This window comes from Bradyrhizobium sp. LB8.2 (assembly GCF_040548035.1).
Taxonomy (GTDB): Bacteria; Pseudomonadota; Alphaproteobacteria; order Rhizobiales; family Xanthobacteraceae; genus Bradyrhizobium.
In genome coordinates, this window is sequence record NZ_JBEPQV010000012.1 from 108,452 (window position 1) to 132,128 (window position 23,677).

General features: G+C 62.6%; 19 protein-coding genes. 6 read left to right on the plus strand and 13 right to left on the minus strand.

Features of this window, described 5'->3' with window-relative positions:
- Nucleotides 1–24 precede the first annotated feature (24 nt).
- Nucleotides 25–522: a hypothetical protein gene (locus tag ABIB06_RS16985; protein WP_354046147.1), complete on the plus strand. Its 498-nt coding sequence runs from the start codon at nucleotides 25–27 to the stop codon at nucleotides 520–522.
- Nucleotides 523–552: 30 nt separating this feature from the next.
- Here the strand turns inward: ABIB06_RS16985 and ABIB06_RS16990 are convergent, their stop codons facing one another.
- The 8 genes from ABIB06_RS16990 to ABIB06_RS17025 all read right to left on the minus strand — a co-directional run bounded on the left by ABIB06_RS16990 (nucleotide 553) and on the right by ABIB06_RS17025 (nucleotide 12,668).
- Nucleotides 553–2,904: a TniQ family protein gene (locus ABIB06_RS16990; RefSeq protein ID WP_354046145.1), complete on the minus strand. Its 2,352-nt coding sequence runs from the start codon at nucleotides 2,902–2,904 to the stop codon at nucleotides 553–555.
- 3 nt (nucleotides 2,905–2,907) lie between these two features.
- On the minus strand, nucleotides 2,908–3,972 hold the full coding sequence (locus ABIB06_RS16995; RefSeq protein WP_354046143.1) for an AAA family ATPase: 1,065 nt from the start codon (nucleotides 3,970–3,972) through the stop codon (nucleotides 2,908–2,910).
- A 6-nt stretch (nucleotides 3,973–3,978) separates the two neighbouring features.
- Entirely contained in the window at nucleotides 3,979–6,339 is a 2,361-nt protein-coding gene (locus tag ABIB06_RS17000; protein WP_354068870.1) for a TnsB C-terminal domain-containing protein, read from the minus strand.
- On the minus strand, nucleotides 6,336–7,109 hold the full coding sequence (locus ABIB06_RS17005) for a TnsA endonuclease N-terminal domain-containing protein (RefSeq protein WP_354046139.1): 774 nt from the start codon (nucleotides 7,107–7,109) through the stop codon (nucleotides 6,336–6,338). Before ABIB06_RS17005 ends, ABIB06_RS17000 begins: the two co-directional genes overlap by 4 nt.
- Nucleotides 7,106–9,148, minus strand: a complete 2,043-nt coding sequence (locus tag ABIB06_RS17010; RefSeq protein WP_354046138.1) for an AAA family ATPase — start codon at nucleotides 9,146–9,148, stop codon at nucleotides 7,106–7,108. Before ABIB06_RS17010 ends, ABIB06_RS17005 begins: the two co-directional genes overlap by 4 nt.
- Before the next feature lie 300 nt (nucleotides 9,149–9,448).
- The gene (locus ABIB06_RS17015) at nucleotides 9,449–10,387 is read right to left on the minus strand and encodes a hypothetical protein (protein ID WP_354046136.1); all 939 of its coding nucleotides are present in this window, start codon (nucleotides 10,385–10,387) and stop codon (nucleotides 9,449–9,451) included.
- A gap of 12 nt (nucleotides 10,388–10,399) precedes the next feature.
- On the minus strand, nucleotides 10,400–11,248 hold the full coding sequence (locus ABIB06_RS17020; RefSeq protein WP_354046134.1) for a metallophosphoesterase: 849 nt from the start codon (nucleotides 11,246–11,248) through the stop codon (nucleotides 10,400–10,402).
- Between the two features lie 1,144 nt (nucleotides 11,249–12,392).
- Nucleotides 12,393–12,668: a helix-turn-helix domain-containing protein gene (locus ABIB06_RS17025; RefSeq protein WP_354046132.1), complete on the minus strand. Its 276-nt coding sequence runs from the start codon at nucleotides 12,666–12,668 to the stop codon at nucleotides 12,393–12,395.
- Nucleotides 12,669–13,045: 377 nt separating this feature from the next.
- Here ABIB06_RS17025 and ABIB06_RS17030 point away from each other — a divergent pair, with 377 nt between their 5' ends.
- Both ABIB06_RS17030 and ABIB06_RS17035 read left to right on the plus strand, forming a co-directional pair.
- Nucleotides 13,046–14,515 (plus strand): TM0106 family RecB-like putative nuclease, encoded by a 1,470-nt coding sequence (locus ABIB06_RS17030; RefSeq protein ID WP_354125602.1) that lies wholly within the window; start codon nucleotides 13,046–13,048, stop codon nucleotides 14,513–14,515.
- A 177-nt stretch (nucleotides 14,516–14,692) separates the two neighbouring features.
- Entirely contained in the window at nucleotides 14,693–15,154 is a 462-nt protein-coding gene (locus ABIB06_RS17035; protein ID WP_354046128.1) for a hypothetical protein, read from the plus strand.
- Between the two features lie 191 nt (nucleotides 15,155–15,345).
- Here ABIB06_RS17035 and ABIB06_RS17040 read toward each other — a convergent pair whose 3' ends face one another.
- The gene (locus ABIB06_RS17040) at nucleotides 15,346–15,516 is read right to left on the minus strand and encodes a hypothetical protein (RefSeq protein ID WP_354046126.1); all 171 of its coding nucleotides are present in this window, start codon (nucleotides 15,514–15,516) and stop codon (nucleotides 15,346–15,348) included.
- 1,295 nt (nucleotides 15,517–16,811) lie between these two features.
- Between ABIB06_RS17040 and ABIB06_RS17045 the strand changes: the two genes are divergently transcribed.
- From ABIB06_RS17045 to ABIB06_RS17055, 3 genes are all read left to right on the plus strand, one after another.
- Nucleotides 16,812–17,003, plus strand: coding sequence for a hypothetical protein (locus tag ABIB06_RS17045; protein ID WP_354052817.1), 192 nt, complete (start codon nucleotides 16,812–16,814; stop codon nucleotides 17,001–17,003).
- A 489-nt stretch (nucleotides 17,004–17,492) separates the two neighbouring features.
- Entirely contained in the window at nucleotides 17,493–18,773 is a 1,281-nt protein-coding gene (gene nhaD, locus ABIB06_RS17050; protein ID WP_354052815.1) for a sodium:proton antiporter NhaD, read from the plus strand.
- Between the two features lie 293 nt (nucleotides 18,774–19,066).
- Nucleotides 19,067–20,287 (plus strand): cytochrome P450 family protein, encoded by a 1,221-nt coding sequence (locus tag ABIB06_RS17055; RefSeq protein ID WP_354052813.1) that lies wholly within the window; start codon nucleotides 19,067–19,069, stop codon nucleotides 20,285–20,287.
- A 72-nt stretch (nucleotides 20,288–20,359) separates the two neighbouring features.
- Here the strand turns inward: ABIB06_RS17055 and ABIB06_RS17060 are convergent, their stop codons facing one another.
- The 4 genes from ABIB06_RS17060 to ABIB06_RS17075 all read right to left on the minus strand — a co-directional run bounded on the left by ABIB06_RS17060 (nucleotide 20,360) and on the right by ABIB06_RS17075 (nucleotide 23,643).
- On the minus strand, nucleotides 20,360–20,533 hold the full coding sequence (locus ABIB06_RS17060; protein WP_354052811.1) for a hypothetical protein: 174 nt from the start codon (nucleotides 20,531–20,533) through the stop codon (nucleotides 20,360–20,362).
- 363 nt (nucleotides 20,534–20,896) lie between these two features.
- Nucleotides 20,897–21,100 carry a hypothetical protein gene (locus ABIB06_RS17065; protein WP_354052809.1) on the minus strand — a complete coding sequence of 68 codons (204 nt, stop codon included), beginning with the start codon at nucleotides 21,098–21,100 and terminating at the stop codon, nucleotides 20,897–20,899.
- A gap of 41 nt (nucleotides 21,101–21,141) precedes the next feature.
- On the minus strand, nucleotides 21,142–22,515 hold the full coding sequence (gene nhaA / locus ABIB06_RS17070; protein WP_354052807.1) for a Na+/H+ antiporter NhaA: 1,374 nt from the start codon (nucleotides 22,513–22,515) through the stop codon (nucleotides 21,142–21,144).
- A gap of 936 nt (nucleotides 22,516–23,451) precedes the next feature.
- Nucleotides 23,452–23,643, minus strand: a complete 192-nt coding sequence (locus tag ABIB06_RS17075; RefSeq protein ID WP_354052805.1) for a hypothetical protein — start codon at nucleotides 23,641–23,643, stop codon at nucleotides 23,452–23,454.
- Nucleotides 23,644–23,677: the final 34 nt, after the last annotated feature.

Here is a 23,677-nt window from a genome sequence, read left to right on the forward strand (position 1 = left end):
CTCTCGGCATCGAGGAGACGTGAGATGGCGACCGGCTTGCAGCGCGACCTCATGTTGCGGCACGTCCGACTGTTCCTCCCCATAGCGGAGGAGCCCAGCCGCTCGTTCGGCTACCCGCGTTGCGAACGCGGCTGGCAGGATATCCTGGTGCGGCTCTGTCAGCGGATCGAAATCGCTCTGGCCGAGCCCGAGGAATTCGAATTCATTCGGATCAAGCAGAAGTTCGGAATCTTGCGAGTCGACTGGGACACTGAGGCCCCCGAGGACACCGAGCTCAAAATCGGCCACGCCATCGATCTTGCCGTCGCCCACTCCGCCTGCACCTGCGAGAGCTGCGGCGCTGAGGGCCGCCTGTACGACAACAATGGCTGGCTCGGCTCCCGCTGCGTCGAACACGCCGCAGGCGCGATCCGGTGGCGCCTCGGTATGGACAGGCCTCGGAGAACATGCGCCGGTTGCGCAGATGGCGTAGCTAGGCCGGCGTCTACTACGCGCTGTACGACCGCATGGCCGACACGCTGACCGAGATGACGGAGGAAAAGAGGCGCTGAGTCAGACCGGCCGTACCCGACGGAACCGCCCTGTCGCGGGATCGCGCGAAAAACCAATCTCCGAGATGAAGCGGGCGAACCTGCCGTAAGTTATTTCGAAGCGCTCCTTCTTCTTGAACTCCGCCCATAGTCGGTTCGTGCTGCACGCCGGGTCCGCCTCGATCAAGGACGCGATGCGATCGGCGTACGGATCGAGCTTGCCGGCGGGCTCGATCCGACCGGTCTTCTCGAAATGTTGGACCCACCTGGCGATGGACTTGTGGTGGATCCGGAGGCGCTTTCCGACGTAGTGCGCCGCGAGCCCGCTACGAACCGCCTGGATTGCCTCTCTCTTCAAGTTCGCGGAAACGCGCGCGCCTTGGCGCGCGGAAGGTTCGATCTCATCGTGCCGAGCGGGCTGCCGTCCGAGGGCCGCTTCGACTTCCGCGCGCAGGAACACGGAAATTGTTCCGTCGCGCAGCGTGAAATCCCGCATGATGCCGACCGATCGCAGCCAGGCGTTCAATTCGCGCCCATTTCCGAAGACGCTGCGCGCGCGCATTTCCTCACCGAATATCCAGCGCTTTGCCGCCGCCTCAACGTCCGCGCGCGCGAACATCGCAACCGTCCCCGACCGCTTCGGCAGGATGCCACCACGTCCCATGGCCCAGACCGTGGTCTCGTCGGTACAGAGCATCTGGGCGGCCTGGTCGCGCGTGAGCCATTCTTCCCGCGCGCTCGCTGACCCCGGCCTCGCCACCCCATTCAAGAACTGGTTGAGCTCCGCCTGGTCGACGGTGACGGCGTGCCGCCAATCGCGCCCGAACGGTCTCTCCGCGTGGATGCGCAAGGCGCCCCTCGCGATCCCTTCGATGACGTCCGACCAAGGCGCTGCCCGAGCGACCCTGCGCATGGCCGCGATCAGCTTGGCGCGTCGGCCCGGCTCTCCCGAAGCCTGCGCACGCGCGTGGATCGCGATCAGGAGCGCCTTGGCGGAGGATTCCCGGTAGTAGCTCCCCGCCTTCAACATCGCCGCTGCGGGACCACCGATGCGCTGGATGAGCTTCCGGGCGGCGAGTTCGTCTAGCACCGCCCCCGGCACCCGCAGGAAAGCGGTGATAGTCCTCGCCAGTGCGGCATCCTTGTACACCGCCGCAAGGGGTACGACGTCGGAGATCTTCATGAGCACGGGCGAATGCTCTCCCTTGGCGCGCCGGACGTCGACTGCTCCGCTGTCCGCCAGGCGGCCGAGTGCGTGTTTCGAGAGGCCGAGTTCGGCCGAGAGCGCGTCCATGTTCCGCCAGAGCCCGCCCGTCCCGCGGAGCAAGCGCGGCACGCCCCGCCGCACGTATCCGTCGTCCTGCGTGCGGGCCAGATCGCGGGCGATGGCGTCATTCGCGAAGCGTCTGACAAGGGGACTGAGATGGCGATCGAGCGGCATGCGCGCGAGCGGGCCCAACTCCTTGTAGAGGCCGTGCGACGAGGGTCTGTCGTCGGCGAACAGGCGCATCCTGGCGGCGAGCGCCGCGAAACCGCTCTCGCCTCCGATGAGCGCCCTTCCGCCAGCCTCCAGCATATCGGGGGTGAGGCTTGCGAAGTCGGACGCCCGCAGCGGCCGCCCCAACCGGTTCATCATTGTGCCGGCCGCGGAGCGCAGCGCGCTTGCCATGCACATGGCGGCCTCGAACAACTCGCCGCTGGTTGCGCCGCCGAGTTCGTCCGGAACGAGGGCCATGGCGGCCCGGCGGCGCTCCGGATCCGGATGAACCAGACCCACGACGAACTCAATCGCCTCCGGATCCCGGAACTCGATAACCGGCCGCGGATGGTCGCGCAGGTCGGTGGAGGGGTAGCCGTCCGGCCCGGTGCAATGGTCGCACTTGCTGGGCCCCCGCATCGAGATCCATCCGAAGCGGCGTCGACAGACCGGGCAAGCCTCGAGCAACGGTTCCCCCGTATCCGGATCGAAGCCGAAGCAGCGGATTTCCCAGATCGCGCGATGATAGCACCGAGTGGCGAGCGCCCTGGGGGACAGGCGCCGGAATCGCGACTCCCAATACTGCGCGCGGATCGTCGTGCCGAAGAAGTCGATTCTGCCCGAGCTCCCGTGCTCGCGCAGGTATCGCCGGCGCCTCACCTCTTCGGGATCGAGCTTGAAGAGGACGGCCAGGCCGGCCACCGCTTCCTCCGTCAGCTTCCCCGCGTTCGGTGTCGTGTTCGGATCAGGATCGAATCCGGCCAGCCGGAAGGTTGTCCGAACGTTCCGGATCATCGTGTCCTGGAGGGCGCGGTCCATGTAGCCCAGCAGACTCTCATCGGTCAGCGGCGGCGGCATCTTCGCGACGAAGGGGCGGACGGTGGCAGCCTTGGCCATCGTTCACGCCGCCGGGTTCGACATCTCGCGGATCACCTCCAGCGTCGTCGGACGGGGCTGGGAGAGCCACGGGTCATAGATCTCGATGGGCTCGCCGTTCTCGTCGCGCTGCTCGCCCTTCCAGACCCAGAAGGCCTGCTTGACGTCCTCCCATGTGATGATGCGGCGCTTGTCGCGCTGGGAGATCCGCAGCGCTCCGAGGAGGACCCTGCTCACCGTGCCGGGAATGCCCTGACTGAAATCGTAGGTCATCGCGCGGCTGCGGACGTCGTCGATCAGGCCGATGGGCTCGTCGACGATGCCCTCGCGCACCATCTGACGGTCGATGCGGCCGACGAAGCGGAAGAAGTAGTGGTAGTCCGCCGGCCTGCGCAAATCGACAGGCTCGAGCGAGATGCCCTCGATCCTGCGGTTGTTCAGCTCGTCGCTGGTTTCGAAGTAGAGGGCCGCGTCGGGCGTCCCCATCACGATGATGGAAAACAAACCATCGTTGATGAGGGATTTAAAGTGCGGCGCTATGCTTCCAGCGCGTTCCAGCTTCTTGATCGTCCCCAGGGGCGTGTTCGCCTCGTCGAGCACGACGACGAAGGTGCCGGCGGCGCGTGCGGCCTTGCGGATCGCTCGCGTCACGATGTCCTGCTCGTAGCGGTCGCCGAACTGCCTGGAAAGGACCTCCTTGGCCTGCGGATCGCCGAGCGCTTCCAGAATCAAAGCCTGCGCGGCTTTCATGGTGCGGGTATTGGAGCGGCACTTGACGACGAGCACGGGCGTGCCGCCGTAGTCCTTCTTCAGCTTCTGCGCCACGCGCAGCATCGAGGTCGTCTTCGTCGAGCCCGATGGACCGATGATCGACATGATCGGGAGCTCGACGTAGGTGAATGTCTGCCCGGGCGGGACGTCGGCATCGTCGGAGAGGATGTCGTCGGCCATCAGAGCCTTCGTTTCCTCGAGGAGCTCCCGGGTGTACTCTTCGATCATGTCGAGACGGCTGTTCTCGACGACCATCTTCTTCAGGCGGGCCTTGAGCTGCCCATTGCTGGCGAAGGTGCTACGATCGTCCTGCTTCATGGTCGCTCACTCCTCGTCGAGGTACTTGTCAATGTCAGCGCGGTCGAGCTTCGCTTCTACTTCCACCTTGGTGCGGGAGGCGCTGTCGGGCGCTGCGGCCTTGCGAGCGCGTTCCTTGGCGTTCTCGACGGCCTGCCCGGCGCGCTCTTCGGCCGCCTCAGCCGCCTTCTCGCGCCGCGTCCTGGCGGCTTTCGCCTGGCCTTTCTTGCCGGCGCCGCGACCCTTGGGCTGAAAGTGTTCATCTTCCTCGCGCTCGTAGGCGGCGACCTGCTGCGGGATCAGCGTCGCGCGTTCCATGCCGCTGGGGGTGGAGGGCGCGGTGGCGAACACGACCTGGGAGGGCTCGATGGCGATCGGCGGCGACTTTACAGTCACCAGTTGGTCGAAGGTCCCTTGCGACTGCGCGAGGCCGCGGATTGCGTCCTTGGTTTCGCGCAGCGGCAGCAACCCCGCGGTCTTCTCCCACTTCGCGCGCAGCCGGTTGCGCGCGACCCACTTCTCTTCATCGGTGCGGAAGTTGATCCGGTTCTTCTCGGCGTACTCCCGAATTTGGTCGGCGTGCCAGAAGCTGATTGGGATCGGAAGCTCGCGGCGCGGGTCGCGCTGGGCGCCGTCGATGTTGACTCCGTAGACGAATTTTCGGTCTCGGTTGGGCAACGTTTCCCAACGCGGCGGCTTCTCGGCGTCGTTCCAGATCCGGACGCAGGATGCGTCCAGATCGTCGTACCGGATCTTCGCCGAGCATCGGGCGCTGCCGACCGGTGAGCGCGACTGGTCGCGCCGCTTTGCGCGCGCCGACATCGGACCGAGAATCCGGCTGACGACGGCCGCGTCATGGAAGGTATGGCGACGAAACTTCACGCCCTTGCGCGTGAGGCGTACCGTCGCCGTCCTACCCAGCAGCGCGTCGAGACTGTGATTGTCCGAGATGATGCGACGCGTCTTGAGCCGCCGTTTCCATGCGGAGGCGGGAGCCTCGCCCAATGTCGAGTGTTCTTCGAGATGGTACATCTGGATCGTTTCGTGGATGAGCTCGTCGAGCATGCCCAGCGGAATTGTGGCCTCCTTCCGCGGCTCTAGGTCATGGAGACGAGCCTCGGTCGGACCGAACGGCACGGCTCCGGGAATCTTGTGGAAGAGCTTCATGTTCAGAGTGCGGAAGAACCTCTCGCCGATCGCCTTGTAGGTGGGCCGACGCACGGGCGACCAGATCGGCTCGATGCCGAGATCGCGTAGCGAATCCTGGAAGCTGGGCGACTTGAATTCCCATCCACTATCGAGGAGCAAAGTTCGGGGAAATCCCCACCCGTCCCATGCGTCCGGTGCGTAATCGATGTCCGGAAAAACGTGTTGGACGTATGATTTCGAGCGCACGACCCTCTTCAAAGTTGTGACCGCACTGTAGACCGAGGCCGGCTCATAGCTGATGAGATACCCGAGCGTCACGCGGGTGCAGATGTCGAAGGCGACCGTCAACGTCGGCCTGCCGAGAGGCAACCCGGTCGCCGTGTCGAGGACCGTCCAGGAATCCGCGCGCGTGTGGTCCATGATGACGATCTCGAGCGGCTCGTCGGCGGACGGGCTGTCTTTGATGCCGCTGAACTTCATCGTCGCTTCGTGGACGCTGTATTTCCGCGCCCAGTTGTCGCGATTGATCGTCTTGTTGATGCGCCGGCGGATCGTCTCCGACCTGCGCGGATACTTCTCGATCTCCTTTTCCCCGGCGACCCTCCTGCGTGCGTTCTCCTCGGCGATCTTGGCGCGGAAGCTTGCGTAGGCATCGTCATGGGTGCGGGGCCGCAGCGACCAGTAGAAGTCGATCGTTTCAAGGATGGCATTGTCGACGAAGCGACCGAAACGCTTGCGCTGGCTCTTGCCGCGGCGCGACCGGAACAGTCGGAGCGGTCTGTTGCCCGGTTCGCCGCGTTGGGTGATGGCATCGTAGAGACGACCGGGCTTCACGGGCCAGTTCAGATGCGCAGGCTGGGTCCGCTTAGCGTCGACGATGAATTTGCCCAACCATGTTTTGCCCAGTTTTGCATCGGGCGTGTTGTCCCAGCGGCGCACAAGATACTGGAAGGTTTTGGCCCTCACCGCGTCGGGCGAGTGTTCTTCGTCCGGACCGAATTCAGGGTTGTCGTTGCACGACCGAGGCTTCCCGTCCCGGCCGCGGAAAATGTCGATACGGCGCGCCGTGCCGAGGTCGAGCATCTCGACGAGCTCCAATTCGGTCAGCGGAAAGCGCTTCTTGGTCGCTTCCTTCGCGAACCAGAGGGTGCTGTCAGTGTCGTCCCACTCTTCGTAAAAGCGGGCGGGCCCCTCCGGCATATCGAAACGGTCGCCGACCTTCAGATCGAGCTTGCTCATGGCGAGATTCCGGTCGGCCGCTTGCGCGATCCGGTCGCCTGTTCGGGCCTGGTGACGGAACTGTCGCGGCAGACCCGGCGGCTCACGTCGACGGCGACGCGGCGCGTGCACATCATCGCGCGCAGGATCGCCGTGGCGCGGTCGAACGGGACGTCGGCGGCCTTTGCCACGATCTCCTCTGCCTTGCCGAGTGCAATCGCCGTCTCGACGTGGAATATCTCCTCGATCGCGAGCACGGCGGGCCGGAGAATGAGGGAGAATCTGTCCGCGCAGATGCTCTTGGCGTTCGAATAGATCGGATCGACTTCGATCTCCTCCTCTGCAATCACGAGCCGAAACCGCCACCCGAGGGCGGCGTAGACGGCTTCGGCACCGGCGAGCTTCTCGGCATAGTCCGCATCCTGCAACTCCTCTTCCGAGCGCTTCACCTCCACGATCTCCGTCGTGCCGTCGGCGTACTCGACGCGCACGTCGGGGAAGTAGATGAGCGGCCGCGGAGCGCGGCCGTTCATGATTTCCATGCGGTGCGGCTGGGCGAGAAAACGCGTGACGTTCGGATCGACCTCGCAGCATCTGAAAAAATGCCGCTCCGCGTAGGACTCCCAGGGCAGCGCTCGGCGGGATTTGCGGGAGGTCCAGCGACCGACCGCTTTAGAATGGGCAAATTCGACGAAGGTTCGGATCGGCCGCCACCCTGGCGCCTCCACGATCATGGCTTTCGCCGGTGCGAGGATTTCGGCGCGCGAAGAGGGCGTGAAGTTGTCGTTCATGACGCCCGTCCCCTCGCCTTCGTCGGACGGCGCAGCGCCCCGCCGCCTGCGCCGGCGAAGATCCGGCGGACCGCCGCATCGTCCAGATGGCGCGCTTTGCTCAGGGCGAGCGCGACTGCGAGCACGGCGTCCCGATGCCTTTCGACCAGCGCTGTGGTCTCTTTCTGGAGTTCCTGGAGCTGCGCCTCGACTGTCTGGCGCAGCTCGCCGTCGTAGCGCAGCTGTTCGAGAGCCTGGTCGGGCGAGGCGACGTAGAGGAGCGTGTCGCCCAGACCGGCGCTCAAATTCATCGCGGCCAGCTCCTGGGAAGCACGTGCGAGATCGGAATCGCTCCCGCCGCCGCTGCCGGCCGAAATGCCGTTCGGCAGCCAGGCTTCGGCTGCGCGGGCCGCCAGGTAGATCATGACCTTCTTCTTGAAGGTCTCTCGAGTGGGCACGGTATCGTGCATGCCCTGAATGAGCGTGCGGTTGGCATTGCCGACGACGGCTCCCACGACGACGTCGATTTTCCCGAAGCCGAGGACGATGGCCATGACCGCGTGGGCAGCTTCATGCACGCAGGCGCGCCAGATCTTCTCGGGAGCCTGCACCGCGGGCGGCAACAGCCTCGCCCGCAGATGGTCCACCGACAGCGCGACGCCCGCGTGCCGCGCCGCTTGCCGGGCTTCCCGGACGAGCATCATGATGTCCGCGCCAGTCCCTCCCTGCCCGATGGCGGCGATGTCGGAGAGATCGTAGTCCTGCAGTTGACCGTCGAGGTGGAAACGCAGCATGCGTTCCAGCCCGGCGGCGTCGGGGCGCGGGATGTGAACGATGCGCTCGAGTCGCCCGGCCCTGGCGAGCGCCGGGTCGACGCGAGTGATGTCGTTGGTCGCCGCGATGACGATGACGTTTCGTCTGGTCTCGGACGAGAGGACTCCATCCAGCCGGATGAGGGCGGCATCTAATACGGGAAACCAGAAGTCTTTTCCGCGACTATCGATGGTGTCGCGGCGCGGCAAAGACGAAAGCTCGTCCCAATAGAGCAAGGAGGGCGACGCCGCGAGCGCGAGGTCGAACGCGGCGTTCATCCGTTGAATCACATCATGGAGGTACCCGGAGCCTTCGAACCAGGCGGACACCGAGGTGTGAAAAATGGGCAAGTCACACGCAACGGCCAAGGATTTTGCGTAGGTATTTTTGCCTCCGCCGGCGTCGCTCGTGAGGATCAGACCGCGCGGCAATGCGTCCCAGGTCAGCTCGTTCCGCCTGAATGCGGCAATGTCGCGCGCCAGTCCGAGGCCCCAGGTTCTTGCCTCCCCGAACTCGGTCGCATGCTCGAGCTCCGGCACTCGTTCGCCGGCCACGACGCGGCGCTTCGCCGTTGACGCGGCGACGATGCGTTCGGCAACCTTTTGCGCGCCGGTACCCGGACGAAAACAGGCGACGAGTTCGTTGAGGGAAAGACCTGCGCCAAGGGCGGCGTCGTCGCCGCCCGGGACGCGACCGGCGAACCGGCGGATGGCGGTCCGCACGACTTGGCCGACCGCCGGCGCGAGGCGGATGGTGATATCGGCGGTCGCGGTCAGCGGCGACGGCAACCGGCCGGGGTCGCTGGTGATGCCCACTACGCAGAGGCCGTTGCTCAGCGCGCCCGCCACCCGGGTCGAACCGGCAGCCTTGTGGCTCGACCCGGACCCGTCGCGTTCGATCCGCCAACGGGGGCCGAACGTCGCGCCGAAATACGCAGCGGCAGGTTCCACCCATTCCGATTCCGGAACGCGGACGATCACTCCCACAGCCTGCGTGCGCCGGAGCGTGCGGCGAAGTTCGGGCGGTATCGACGCCTCGAAGGCCGCCGCCACAATTGCGGAGATGGCGCTGCGATCTCGGGGCGGCGCGACGGTCTCGTCATCCTCGTCGACCAGGTAGAAAGCTGCGTCGTTCAGACGATTTCCTGAACACGAAACGTCGAATTGCCGAACGAGTTCGTCCGGTCCGGACGCGATGCGATGGAACAGGGTTTTTCGTACTTTCCTTAGTTCTTTTTTCTTGCTCACGTGATCCTCGCTTTTTGGACAGAGGTTCCCGTTCGCCGGAAGGAGGTTTCCGGCGTCGGTATCGATCGATGGTTTGTGAATGGAGCTGGACAGCCGTGCGCTTGCGCTCCCTGAGCAGCCGTGGTCTGCTCAGGGCGCACTCTGTGGTGCACGCCTATCAGCGGGGGTGGCTGCTCGTTACAGCCATCTCCTCATCCACGCCATTCCGGGCGTTCGGTGCTGGTAGTTCTACGTCATGATCTACATCTGGCTTCTCCGTTGGTCGTCCGCGAACCAGCTGCAGTTTCTACCCCTCTTCCTTTATTGAAAAGGCGGCCGCGGCGATCGTAGGTTGCGGCGGGATTTTCGTCGCGGACCGGCCTCGATGTTTCTCTCGCCGCAACACATGAAATCGAATCCTAGCGTCCCGACGAAAGCAACCGCCTCGCGCTCGGCGTGCGGATTCGTCCGGCGCCCGCCACGAACTGTGGATTCCCTCTCGGAGCAAGCAAGGACTCGGCCCTCGCGGCAACAGCGGCGCGCGCTTTGATACGAGTCCTTGCATGAAGTCCCGGATTTCGGATTTTCGGCGCAGCCGGAGCGGGAGCCGTTCACGGGGATGTGAGGGCCCTTCGAGGCGGCTTGCGTCCAATCCTTCATGTGCGGAGCCTTCATCTGCGCGCCCTCACCACGCTGTCGGGTCCGAGCGGCCGCGACACGAGGTCCAGCTCGACTAGATCGTCGCAGCACATGGAGAGGGCCGACGGGCGCCGGATCCCGGTCCGCGTGGAGTCCTTCCAGCAACCGCCCGAGCTCCAGGGGACCGTCGTCGCGTAGCGCCTGCAGCACGCGCGTCCTAATCCCGATTAGGACTTGCCGCCCGCGATAGGTCCACACAAACGCGCAATTGCCGCGGCGCGGCTGAATTTGACTATCCTCCAGCGTGAGCGTGCGCGGCTGCAGGGCGAGTCCGCGCGGCGCCAGGCGGACCAAGCCCTCCTCCTCAAGGTCGCGCAACTGGCGCGCCGGCACGACATCGAGCAGATATCGTCCGTCGTGCTGGTGCAGGATCACGGCGTCGATCGCGACCTCGGCGCTCCCGACGGCCGCTTTCGCCTGGTAGCCGATCGGGCGCACCAGCGGATCGAGGCTCGCCTGCACGAAGGCTTCGTGCAGCGCGGGATGACGCGCACGAATGGCGCACGTCGTCTTCGCGGACGTGAAGAGATCGAACCGGCCTAGCAGCCGACTGTCGGACATCGGCTCGCCTCCTCAAATCTCGATGACGAAGTCGTTGCGGAAGAACGGATTCTCCCAGGTCTCGCCGGCGCGCTCTCCGTAGGGGCCATATCCTTTACTGTTCGAGACCACGAGGGTCTCGCCGACAACGACCTCCATCGTTTCGTGGGTGTGCGCGAAAATCCAAGCCTGGGCGGGACGCAGCGCGTCCTTGCTGTCGGCGGCCGGCTGCGGCCGCATCAGCTCCGTGAGGTCCGAGCGGAACGCCGCGCTCAACATGGTTTCGTCGCTGATCCTCTCGTTCGGCCGATGCGGCGCGATCCGGAAGCCGATCTCCGGCATCGGTGCGTGATGCGACACGACGACGAGTTTCTGGCCATCGCCCCGCGGCTTGCGCAACTCGCCTTCCAGGAAGGTCCGCGACGCCACATGTCTGGCGAGCGCGTCCTGCGGCAGGAAGCGCTGCTTGTAATTGTTCTTCCTGATGCGGCGATAATCGTTCATCCGGTCGCCGGCGACCGCCATGCCACGGCGCTGATCGCCGAACAGGTTGAAGTCCGTCCAGAGGCAGCACCCCGCGAAGACTGTGCCCCCGATCATGACGGCGCGATCCTGGAGCACGTGCACATTCGTACCGTCGGCGGCTCGCAGCGCCTTCTCCACGGTGATGTCGGCATCGACGCCCCAAAGTTCGTGGTTGCCGGGAACATAGATGGTCGGCCGGTCGACGCGCTCGGCGAGCCATTTGACCCCTCTTTCCATGCGCGTGATGAGATCGCCCGGAACGACCAGCACGTCGTGATCCGGACGGTCCGCAGGCGGCGGCAAATCCCAGCCGCGGGTAGTTTCCATGTGAAGATCGCCCATGATCCAGAGCCGCATGTCAGCGGTCCTTCCGGCTAGTTAGTCCCCCAGCCGTTCGCAGCCCAGCTCGCAAGTGGCCGCACTCCGCGCAAGGGCCAGGAAGGTCTCTTCGACCCGAGCACTCGCTTCGAGCGACAGAGCGCAATCCAGGTGAATGCTGCTCGAAACGGCCTTCTGAGTGGACGCGATCGAATTTCCCGCCGTCAAGCTGCCCCGTTATCAGGCTCGGTACGGCGCCTCGTTCGAGGCGATTGCGCCATGTGAACGCATCAGTTGCGAGGCCCGGCACGTTAGCAGCTGGATGAAAGACGACGGACAAGGCCTGCGCCGGCTTGATTCTCCTGCTCCGAACCGAACTCGGCATTTAAACCTCCACGATCGTGTGGCGACCAAGGGGAGCGTCGCGCAACCTGACGTGCACAAGATTTTCGCAGGCGAGAGCGCAAAGCGCAGCAACAATGTCGCAATCGGGACTAATTCGGCCCTCGAGTTCGAAGATGCGAAGCGGTCCGCCTTCGAGTGCGATCGAAAGTCTCAACCTGTCTGCGAGGGACACGCTTTCGCCGGCATGGGACCAGACTTTACGTGCGTTTGAAAACATGGGCTCGCACAACACGTCTCCCGCACTTCTCTCAAGTAACTGCAATCTATGGCGCTCAAGGACGAATCTGATGCGCGCATCGTCCTCCTCGTTGCGTTGACAGCTCACGTTATGGACTCGAAGGAGAAACGCGCCGGCTGCGCTTCGAAGCACCACACCTGCGAGCGAAAGGGGCGGACATTCTATGCGAGGACCACTGCGATATTGGATCTCGCGTACGGTCGTATCCAGCGAAGCCTGCTCCAGCGCGTGACGAACAAGAACATGTTGCACCGGTATAGGGCCGCGGCATTTGGGCGATCTGAACAGCGATGGCTGCGCGTCTCGGTGGGGAGTTGTCGGGAATTGGAGAAGCATGATCCAAATCCGGTAGATCGGCTAGGCTCGTCGCTCTTCGGCCGCTTCCAGGTCCTCTGGATCACGGGAACGCCTCGCGCCGAAATCCAATCCGTGCTGATGTTCGGTATACCGTACATACGAACTTGCGTCAAAGCGTTCCGCACATCCATTTCGCGCCTATCGGAAGTTTGCCCAACGCGTCGACGACTATCTTTCGACACCTCAGGGGTCGGAGCTCAGCAGTTCGGCAGGCTCGATTTTGAGCGCCGCCGCGATGCGCACGAGCGAGTCCAGCCTCGGATTGGCCTCGCCTCGCTCCAACTCAATCACCATTGCACGGCGGACACCCGCGCGCATCGCCAGGTCGGCCTGCGTCAGCTCGAGCGCGCGTCGACGGTCCTTGACTTGTCGCCCGAGAGCGGATCGGACCTGCTTCTGAATTTCGGCGAAGGACTCAGATCCAGCCACGGCTTCCCCGCAAATCCTTACCTTTTTCATGCAGCAGACGCGGTAAGGCAAGAAACGAAGAGAATCTCTGCCACGGCTCTCCCGCGAGCACCACAGCAAAATAAGAAATGTCCAAGGACTCGAGTGTCGGCTGCTCAGTTCAGGCACTCGCAGGGTCCGAGCTCTCCAAAGCTTATACGGATTTTCCGACTCTGGATACGGTAAGCTGCTGCGGACACCTCGCTCCTGCGGCCTCCTCGTGCGGTTCTGCGGCGGTGCTCTGCCGGTTCGTGCTCGCCGACGGAAAGGAAGGCATACGCGTTCTTTAGCGGACATCCGCCGTATCGAAAGTGCGAAGCGGCACGTCTTGCAGATCATGGAGCCGGGAAGCATGCTTGGGGACGAGCAGTGTTTGACGGAGGCCCCGCGTGACCGTGACCGCGTCGGTTCTATACAACCTCGTCGAGTGCCCGCAGCGTGTTGCCCTCGATGTCTTTGGCCCGCCCCCCCAGCGGGACGCGATCAGTCCCTTCATACGGATGCTGTGGGAACGAGGAGCCCTGTTCGAGCGGGAGACGGTCGCTAACTTGCGACAGCCGTTCGTCGATCTGTCGGACGTCCGCGAGCCGGATTGTCAACGGCTGACCCTCATCGCCATGGCGAACGGCGAGCAGCTGATCTACGGAGGGTCCATAAAAACAGGAGATTTGTTCGGCAAGCCCGACTTGTTGCGCAAGGAGCTCGATGGTTATGTACCGGGCGACATCAAATCAGGACGCGGCAAAGAAGGTGCTGACGACCGGCATGAGGGCAGACCAAAGCGGCACTACGGCGTCCAGCTGGCGCTCTATGTTGACATTCTCGAGCGCTTGGGGCTTTCCGCCGGTCGTCGCGCGTTCGTGTTGGACATCCGAGGCGACGAGGTCGCGTACGATTTTGTCGATCCGCCCGGTCGGGATCTTTGGCGGGACTATGAGAAAGCGCTCGTTCAGGCGCGATCGATACTTGTGAGAGAAACGGTGCCGAGGGCTGCTTACTCGAGCGCCTGCAAGCTTTGTCACTGGTACACCTTCTGCATCCGCGCACTCACTGCGGCGGACGACCTCACGCTGATCCCGTTTCTACGGCGATCCGACCGCGACATCATGAGCGATCGAATCCCTACCATCGCCTCCTTCGCTTCGATCAATCCCGAGGAGTTCATCAAGGGCCGGAGGAGCGCGTTTTCCGGGATCGGGGCGGACCGCTTCCGATCTCTGCAGGCGCGTGCCGTCATGCTGAAGGCTCCTTTCCCTCGGCCCTATTTGCGTCGGCCCATAAGTCTGGGATATTTCTCGACCGAGCTATTTTTCGATATCGAAGTCGATCCGCTGCGCGACGTCTGCTACCTGCACGGCTGTGTGGAGCGCAAGAATGGAGACAACGAAACTGAGCAATACGTCGCATTTTTCGCGGACCAGGCCACGCCGGCGGCGGAACGCCGCGCGTTTGCCGCTGCGCTAGGCTATTTTGCCGCCCGACCGGCTGCCGGAATCTTTTACTATTCCAAGTACGAACGCACGATCTACCGCAAACTCCAGCAAAAGTACCCCGACCTCTGCACGCCCGAGGACGTGGAGCGGCTGTTTGCCCCCGATCGCGCGGTCGATCTGTACGCAGACGTGGTGCTCAAAGCGACCGAGTGGCCGACGAGAGATCACTCCATCAAGACCCTCGCCAGGTTTCTGGGGTTCGCCTGGAGGGATGCGCATCCCTCAGGAGCTGCTTCGGTAGAGTGGGCCGATCGGTGGTGGCGCGAACAAACCCCCAGCATCATGCAACGAATACTCGACTACAACGAAGACGATTGCCGAGCCACTCGAGTTCTGCTGGACGGAATCAGACGCCTTGCGGCTTGAGCCGCCCAGGTTCGAGGCTCGGATCGCTACGCCACGCTCCTCTCGCGCGCCACCCGCCCGGACTGTCAATCGGCTTGCAACTTTGAATGACACTTCAACGGCAAGCGCGCGGAGTCCACCATCGCCCGCGTCGAGCGCGGGATCGCGGAGCTCGGGCGCAAGAAGGACTTCCTGATCGTGTACTACGGCTCCGACCGCGCAGGCGGCTGGCAGCGGCTCGACCGGCCGCTGCGCACGCTGACGACGCTCGACCGCTTCGGTCTCGTGCAGTGGATCGACGGACAAACCACCCTGCGCATGCTGCAGATTCCCGAGCTCAAGCGCGCGATGGGCCTAACACATCTGAAGGACGAGAACGGCGAAGGCGTGAAATTCCTGCTCGATCACGGCACTCGCAGGGACAAGGTAAAGGTCATCGGAAACGGCGTCTGCGCGCCCGTCATGCGTGCGGTCGTGGGCTCCCTGCTCGGCGGGAGCAGCCACGATGTCATGGCCGAAGACCTGGTCTCTCCCAAGTCCACGCGCACCTCGCGATGCCTTTCCCGCGCCCTGACCGAAAAGGAAAAGGCGCTCGCGGCACTCCAATCCGGAAAGCAGGCAGCCCGCGCGGCCAGCGCGGCGAGGTCGCTCGCGCTCTAGCAGGCGGCTCGTGTCGAACATCAGCTCCGGCGCTCGTCTCCCGAGCGGATGCGTCCCGATGAAGATGTCGCCCCGACTTCAGGATGCCACCGATGTCCGCCGGCCGAACATTCAGCCTCAACGTGTCATTCGGCCTGCAATATTTGAACGCCGATTGACAAGCATCTCCAGAAGGCGGTCGCGAGACGGCCCTACTGGCGCTCATGTGCTAATTGTTCGGCAAGTCCGTTATATTCTTCCGTCAGATCCTTGAGCTTTTCAGCGAATTGCGGGTGAGCCGCCCCTTCAGCTAGTTGACGCAACCACACGGCCCTCTTGCGCGACCTTTCCGTGTCAAGGTCGATAGGGACTTTCAGATGCATTTGCTTTACCCCCGTGCTCACAGAAAAGCCGCCCCGAAGAGCGGCCTTTCCATCCTTGGACGTAATTGTGTGCGGCGTTCGAGCGCCGTCTTTGGCAGACGTCGAAGCATACTCCCACTCCTCGGGCGATTACCATCGTGCAGCGCACCAAACCCTTCGTGCTGCCGCACATCCACCGGCAGTGTTGCGCTAGGTCGCCGAGACGCCGCGCTTCCCTAGCCTGATCACCGAATGAGCCTACGAATGTGCCAAGCCGCGGTCGCGGCATAAACAAGTAGAGCAATGCAGATGCCACCTGCCAGTTGAGGTTCTGACTTTGAGCCACTTGACCGAACCTTCCTCGCCCGAACGGAGGTCTTCATAGTCAGGATTTTCCTGACGGGCGACAAGCGATCTCCCGACTGCCTGGCGAGCTGCCAATCACTACGTTCCGTTTGGCCCGAAGTGTCGTTCGTGGAGACTCCCGTGAGAAACGTATTTTTTGAGGGCGCCCCGACCGGCAACTTTTTGCGCAGTATCAGAAACTACCCCGCCGTAGAGCCGAGAAAACTCGCGTGTAGATGCCGGCAAGGCTCGGGCTGCAGGCCTGGGCCTTACCTGCGTACACACAACTGCCTGCTTATGTCCGCATGTGCAATTTGCTTGATCGACAACTTCACTCTACCTGCGACGTCGACGCCGCACGTTGTTGAACCACGCGCTCCTCACAGGAGCAGCTCGGTAGGAGCCATCTGAATGTACGGCAGCCTGCTGCTACTCGTCATGCTTATCGCTCTCTCCGCCTTCGGCCTCGTGGCCTTGGAGGTCGCGGCGCGTCGATCGCCTGGCGGCAAACCTCAAACGACCAGGCCGAAGCGGCCTGTGAGATAATCCACTTCTCTCGCTAGATCTGCTGGAGATTGCTCGTCAAGCAGCCGTGCAACGGCGGCGACTGCGGCGGTCTGTCCTTTATCGGCAGATGCGCACCCGGTTGGCAATACGCCCTCCGCGGCAGCAGCGTTGACCATGGTCCGTACCGTACGCACTTTGATGGTGAGCTTCCATGGCCATGCGCATACTTGCGGGACTCCCGCCACCATTCTAAAATCTTTTCTAGATTAACTAGTCCAGCAAGTCGGACTTGTGCGATGCGTCTGCGTCAGGAATCCTGACCCGCTGCTCGACACCTCTGCATGCGACGGGACCGTTCTGACGCTATATGAGCCGCGCATGTCAGGCCGTGGATGCGACCATTGACCAACTTGCCCTCTGACGATGGGGTCGGTCTGCTTCCCGCGTCACGGGAGGAAGCGGACATGAACATCTGGACCGGAGTTGCGATGTTGGCAATCGCAGCAGTGCTCATCTTCATCGGTCGCCCCAACAAGGCTGGCGAGCATCCAAAATTCTTGCGCTTCGAAGCGGCGTTGGTGCTCTACCCGCCCATCATTTTGAGTTTCATCGGACTCGGCGCGGCGGCGCTCATTTCGAGCCTGCTGACCAGGTAACGACGCCAATATCGCGGCTCACAAGATCAGGCTGTTGCTGCGGGAACTTGCGAGTAGAGCTTGCCGAAACGGCCTCGGCCGATGCGGCACATTGCTAAGCTTCTTGCTTGTCCGGCTTGAGCAATGCCCCTGCGGCGAACGATTTTGGAACGCCAAGTAGTTGCTAGGGCCTTACTTGCTCGGTGCTGAGAGACGAGCCGGCGAGTGATCACTTGATCTGCCCGTCCCATTCCGAGGCGAAGTCCGTGGGCCACTCGTTGCATACACGTACAGGGCCACGACAAACATCAGAACGGATACGACGGTGACAATCCAGCCGACGGGGCCGTTCGCGCGGGAGCCCCACAAGTTTGATCTGCTACCGTTTGGTTGAGGCATTTTATTCTCCCGAACCAACAATACTGGACCGCGGCCTTTCAGCACATGAGGCTTCTTAGCGCAGTTCGGTTCGGGCATGATCCCCACGAAATCCGGATTCGGAGGCTCGTTTTGCTGGTCGCACTCGTAGTCGTTTTCGTTGTGGTTTATGCCGCTATAGCGCTTGAGCACCCGATCCAAATAGAGAAATCAGCTTCTGCCCTTTTTGGCGCCGGCCTGCTCTGGACGATGTATGCCGTGGGGGCAGCCGACCACGAAGCTATCGCCGATCAGCTCCGCGAGACCATCAGTTCGACGGCAGGGATCATATTTTTCCTGATGGGCGCTATGACCATTGTCGAGGTCATAGACGCCCACGACGGCTTCGAGATCATCACCTCGCAGATCAACACAAAGAAGTTGACGACCCTGCTGTGGCTCATCTGCGCCGTAACGTTCTTTCTGAGCGCAGCGTTGGATAATCTCACCACCACGATCGTCATGGTCTCGTTAATCAGGAAGCTGCTGGACAAGAAGAGTGATCGGTTGTTGTTCGTCGCTATGATCGTGATCGCTGCGAACGCAGGCGGCGCATGGTCCCCCATTGGGGACGTCACCACGACCATGCTGTGGATCGGCGGCCAGATCACCGCTCTCGCCATAGTCAAGACGCTATTCCTCGCCTCCGTAACAAACATGCTGATCCCGCTGCTCATCGTGAATTACCAGCTGCGCGGGCGAACTTTCGCGACTCCCAAGCTGGAGGGCAGCGTCGACGCTTTCACGCCGGCCTTTGAACGAAACGTCATGTTCACTCTCGGTGTTGCCATCCTCATCCTGGTGCCAGCGTTCAAAACTGTTACCCACCTGCCGCCTTTCATGGGCATCCTCTTCGGCTTGGGAACATTGTGGCTCGTCGGAGAGATCATTCATCGCCAGAAGCAGCCGCAGGAGAGGAGGCGGTTGACCGTGGCGCACGCTCTCACCCAGATCGACCTCAGCTCAATCGTCTTCTTCTTGGGCATTCTGCTGGCTGTTGCCACGCTGGAGCACACCCATATTCTCGCCGCCCTTGCAGCCTGGCTGGATCAAAGCATCGGCCGCACCGACGCAATCGTGCTTGCGTTGGGGCTGCTCAGCGCGATCGTCGACAACGTTCCCTTGGTCGCAGCGTCGATGGGGATGTATGGAATGAGCCAGTATCCACCGGACAGCTTCCTTTGGGAATTTATCGCCTACTGCGCCGGAACGGGCGGATCGATACTGATCATCGGCTCCGCTGCTGGAGTTGCCGCGATGGGAATCGAGAAGATCCAGTTCATCTGGTACATGCGAAACATTAGCGTACTCGCGCTCCTCGGATACTTCGCCGGAGCGGCGGTCTACATTCTGCAGTTCCAATACTTTCACTGAACGCACGGCGCGCGCGTCGAGGCAGTTTGAATGGACCCGCTTGCTCTTCAGAGCCAACGCTCCCCTGTGGCCCTGCGCTGCGGCATACGCGTCGCGCGTGCCTATCCTTGCCCGACAATCCACGCAACGCCCTTGATCCAGGCGGGGACCTACGTTCCCTGTTCTTTTCAGTGTGTCGTTCCAGGGATGCATCCCCTCGGCAGAGCGGCGCCGCCCCGTCCGCACCAGCGCGGCATGAAGGACGGAGCACCGCTCAATTTGTACCCCCAACAAGCAGAAGCGCGGAAACGAACATGACCGACGAGCGACGGTTCGACATTTTATCTCCGGAGTTCCACGCCAACCCTTTTGCGACACTCGACCGCATGCGGACCGAAGGCTCGGTGGTGCGCTTGAGATTGCCGATCGTCGGCCGCACTTGGCTCGCGACAAGTCATGAGAGCTGCGCGGAACTGTTGAAAAACAGCCAGGACTTCGCGCGCGATCCCGCAAACGCCGGAAGCAGGACGCAGGAGCGGATATTGAAAGTTCTTCCGAGGACGCTCGGCCTCCTTGCGTCGAACATGCTCGGCCACGACGATCCGGAGCACCGTCGCCTGCGTGCCCTCGTTGATGACGCCTTCCAGAGGCGAACGATTGCAGTCCTCAAGCCCACGATCGTTGAGATGGCTGATCGGCTGCTCGACAAGTTGGACGGCAAGCCCGAGGCCGATCTCATGACCGAGTTCTGCCGAGATCTGCCCCTTTCGGTAATCTGCGCGATGCTAGGGTTGCCGGAGAAGGATCACGACCGTTTCAAGAACTGGTTGGGCGGGCTGAAGGATACGGCGAATGTCTTTGCGGTGATACGCGCGATCCCCGGCGTGATCAGCGTTGTCCGGTACCTTCGGCGCGTTTCGAGACCCGGCGGCGGGGCCCGGCCCGAGGGCCTGATCGCTGCGCTGCGCGAGGTAGAAATCGAAGGCCAAACGCTCAGCGAGGACGAAATTGTCTCCATGATCTTCCTGCTCTTCGGTGCAGGGCAGGAAACCACCACGCATCTCATAGCGGGCGGTCTCTACGCGCTGCTCACCAACGCGGACCAGTCGAGCCGGTTGCGCCAAGACCCGGCCCTGATGCCGACATGCATCGAGGAATGTCTTCGTTACGTCTCTCCCGTGCAGATGACCAAGCCCCGTTTCGCGACCCGAGATCTGATCTGGCAAGGACGTCAGTTCCGGCGCGGCGAGATGTTCGCGGCATTTCTTGCTGCGGCGAACTGCGACCCCGCAAGGTTTGAGCAGCCCCACACGTTTGACATCACGCGCCACCCCAATCCGCACCTTTCTTTCGGCACCGGCGTGCACTTTTGCCTCGGCTTCCAGCTTGCGCGTGCAGAGGCATCGATAGGAATTCAGCGTATCTTGGATCGCTTTCCCGACTTGCGGCTTGCCAAGCGGCCCGAAGACATCAGGTGGCACAAGCGGCTTGGCATCCGCGCCTTGGCGCGATTGCCGGTTCGACTGACGGCCTAAGGGCCGGTCGCTGCTCCAGGACTCCGAAGACCTGGGGCATTGGCTGCTCAGCCCCTTCGCCGCCTCTCTCGATCACCGAAGGATGTTGCGGATATGCCAGGCCATGGTGGCGGCATAGACGAGTAGAGCAATGCAAATGCCAGCTGCCAGTTGAGGCGTTGAAAGAGACACTCTCGTCAGGAAGAAGACGATGCAAAACAGGACGACGACGCCCAGCAACGACGGCACATGTTTCATCTTGGTCACCAATCATTTCCGAGCAGCCGCAGCAATGCTGCCCTTGCCGAGCACGTCGGGGAAAATAGAACAGCCTGTCGATCATCTGCCCCGCGGCTCAGAAGTAACACCGGGATTGCGACGCCTGATCTCCGCTGCGCGAACCTCGACCGACATTTTGGTGCGGTCCAGCGTTTCGGCGATCGCCTCCCACGACGCCCCAGCGGCCCGCATCTCCAGGAGTGTAGCCTCCTCCCTGTCGGTCCAGGCCTTACGGCGCCGCACGGGCCTTTTCCATTTGTCGGTCCACCCTGCTTAGCTTCCCATGCGGGCCCCGGTCAGCCGCTCCGGCATCGGCCATCAGTGAGGCGACTGATGCCCGAATGATACGCATCAAATTTCCCCGCTGCGGGTCGAGACGAGCCGAATGGAAGAAGGGCCTTCCACATTGGCATTCGTGTAGGCCTGTGCGGCTGCGATCAGTTGCGTCACGGCCGACCTATCGTAGGCGGGATGCCTTGGATTGAGGTGCAGGTCCGTTTCCACGATCATCACCTGAGTGACCCCCGAGGACAATATCTCGACGGCGAACGACACGAACGACACATGCGGAGCTCTAAAGGGCATCGGTTAGACTTTCACAAACGTCGGGCGTTGCTGAAGCCCCAGCCGAGGCCGAGCATGGCCGCGAGAAGCGAGCCGAGGAGGACCCCCAATTTGGCGGCCGTCAACAATCCTTCATCCGCGAAGGCGAGCATGGAGATGAAGATGGACATCGTAAAACCGATGCCAGCCAGCAGCCCGACCAGCCAGACCCCGGTCCACGAAACTCCCGGAGCGAGCCGGCACCAGCCGAGTCGCACTGCCGCCCAGGTCGCGCCAACGACGCCGAGTGGTTTCCCGGCGACCAAAGCCAGCGCAGTGCCCAGCATCACCCACTGACCGCCGGCGGGCAGGTTGGTGTTCGTCAAGCCTACCCCGGCATTTGCCAGCGCGAAGATCGGCATGATGCCGTAAGCCACCCACGGATGCAGTGCCATCTGTACCCGCGAGACCGGCGGCAACATCTCCCGGTGAGCCACGCGAAGGTCTCGCAGCGGTTGCGCCAATCTGTGCGGATCCTTTTCCATGACCGCATCGCTGCTTCGCAACTGCTTCACAACGCGAGACACCATTTCCAGCGGTGGCTCCCGCAAAGGAATTGCGCGCGCCGGAGTCATCAGCCCAAGCACCACACCCGCAAGGGTAGGATGGATTCCGGCCGTCATGAACCCGATCCAAACCAAAGAACCGGGCAAGACGTACAAGAGCGCTGACCCGAACCCGATCCGCTGAAAGCACAGAACTGCGAGAACGCCGACCGACGCGATGACGAAGCCACCAAGCTGAATATCTGCGGTGTAGAACAGAGCAATGATCAGGACCGCAATGATGTCGTCGATGATCGCAAGAGCAAGGAGGAAGACCCGCAAATTGACCGGGATTCTTCGTCCAAGCAGGGCGAGAACTCCAACCGCGAACGCGATGTCCGTGGCCGTTGGCACCGCCCAGCCCTGCCCGCGATCCGGACCGGCGTTGAGGCTCAGATAGATCAGTGCCGGGAGGATCACGCCACCGGCCGCCGCGATCAGCGGCAGAATGGCCTGGTCCAACCTGCTCAGTGCGCCTTCGTGAATTTCGCGCCGGATCTCCATGCCAACGACGAGAAAGAAGACGGTCATCAGCACGTCGTTGACCCAGAAGTGCAACGAGCGTGAAAAGACGAGTTCCCCCAAACCGATGGTCGCGGGAAGATGCCAGAAATCCCGATAGTTATGAGCGACCGGAGAGTTCGCCCAGATCAGTGCAGCGGCGGCGGCAGCGAGCAGGACCGCACCGCTGACGGCCTCGACATGCAGGAACCGCTGAAGGGTGTTGAGGGCCTGTTCGGCCAGCCGCTGGGCTTTCGGCAGATCGTGAAACGGAGGATTGTGGTTCACGGGCGCAGGATCTCCGCGTGGCGGCCCGACCATCGCTCTTCCTGTCGCTGCCGATACAGCGAACACCCGAGCCCCATTATACGTCGCACGGGCGGCATTTCAACCTTCGACGACGGAACAGGGCCTGCCGGGAATGGGCGGTGGAGAGGATTAGTCGCAACGGCTGCATCATCCGTGCTCTTGGGTGGCACTCGTTCGCTCGAGCGCTTGACGGCACCTTACCGACGTACTGAAATCCCGCTCTGGTTGGTGTTGCGGGGTGGCGTGATGGAAGAGTTCTACAGAGGGTTTGCGCAGCGTGCCCGCGATCTGGCGGAGAAGGCGGATCACACGACGGCGACTACTCGATCTGAGCGAAGCGGTACGATGCCCAAAGCAAACGGAATCGCGAAACGGGGGCTGCCGGCGCCCCGAACCATTCCGCCTGCGGCAATCTTCTCCTCGGCCGGCGAAACATGACGAAGGACCGGGTGGACGAGACCAAATGCGAGGCTTGCAGCGGGACCGGATCCTTACCGGTGCGGCGGCCTGAGTCAGGCCGAAAATCTATCCGAGGCGGTGCTCGAAATGCGGTGGCAAAGGCTTTGTGCCAAGGCCGAAGTGATCGGGGCGGGACCTCTGTCGGCTGGGCTTCAGGCGGTGCTCGGCACGAAGCCTTTGTCCATCCAGACCCCGCCGCCGTTTTTACGTCGCGGCTCCCGCTGATCTGACACCACTCCGCTGTTGATCGGTCAATCGACTCTCGAAACTTGGGTTTGTGGGCCGGTTTGCAGACCCATAGGATGCTCGGCCGGCGCTAATCGCCTGGTTTCGAAACTCCAGCGGGCTAGAGTTCGGAAGGCTACACCCCTCTGGATTGGCGGCATCGGCGTTGCGCATAACTTCCATGGCTTTTGGCTCTCCGACTACGCAGCGGCCATGCTTGCGATTGGCAGATCAGGAGGTGCTTCTCTCATGTCTCGAGAGGCGCTATCTAGTTAGCAGGCCCGAAATCAGGCCCGCAGCGCCGAGTCCTATGAACGACAAAATAATTGGAGGATACAGAACCAGCGCTGGTTCAAAGCGCAGGAACTTCGGTTGCTCGCCGGTCCGATCGGGAAGCCCAATGAAGATCAAAATGCCTGCTACCGCAAGCATAGCAGCTCCGATCAGGATGTTCATATTCGCCTTCCTCCACATCAAGGAGCAAAAAGTC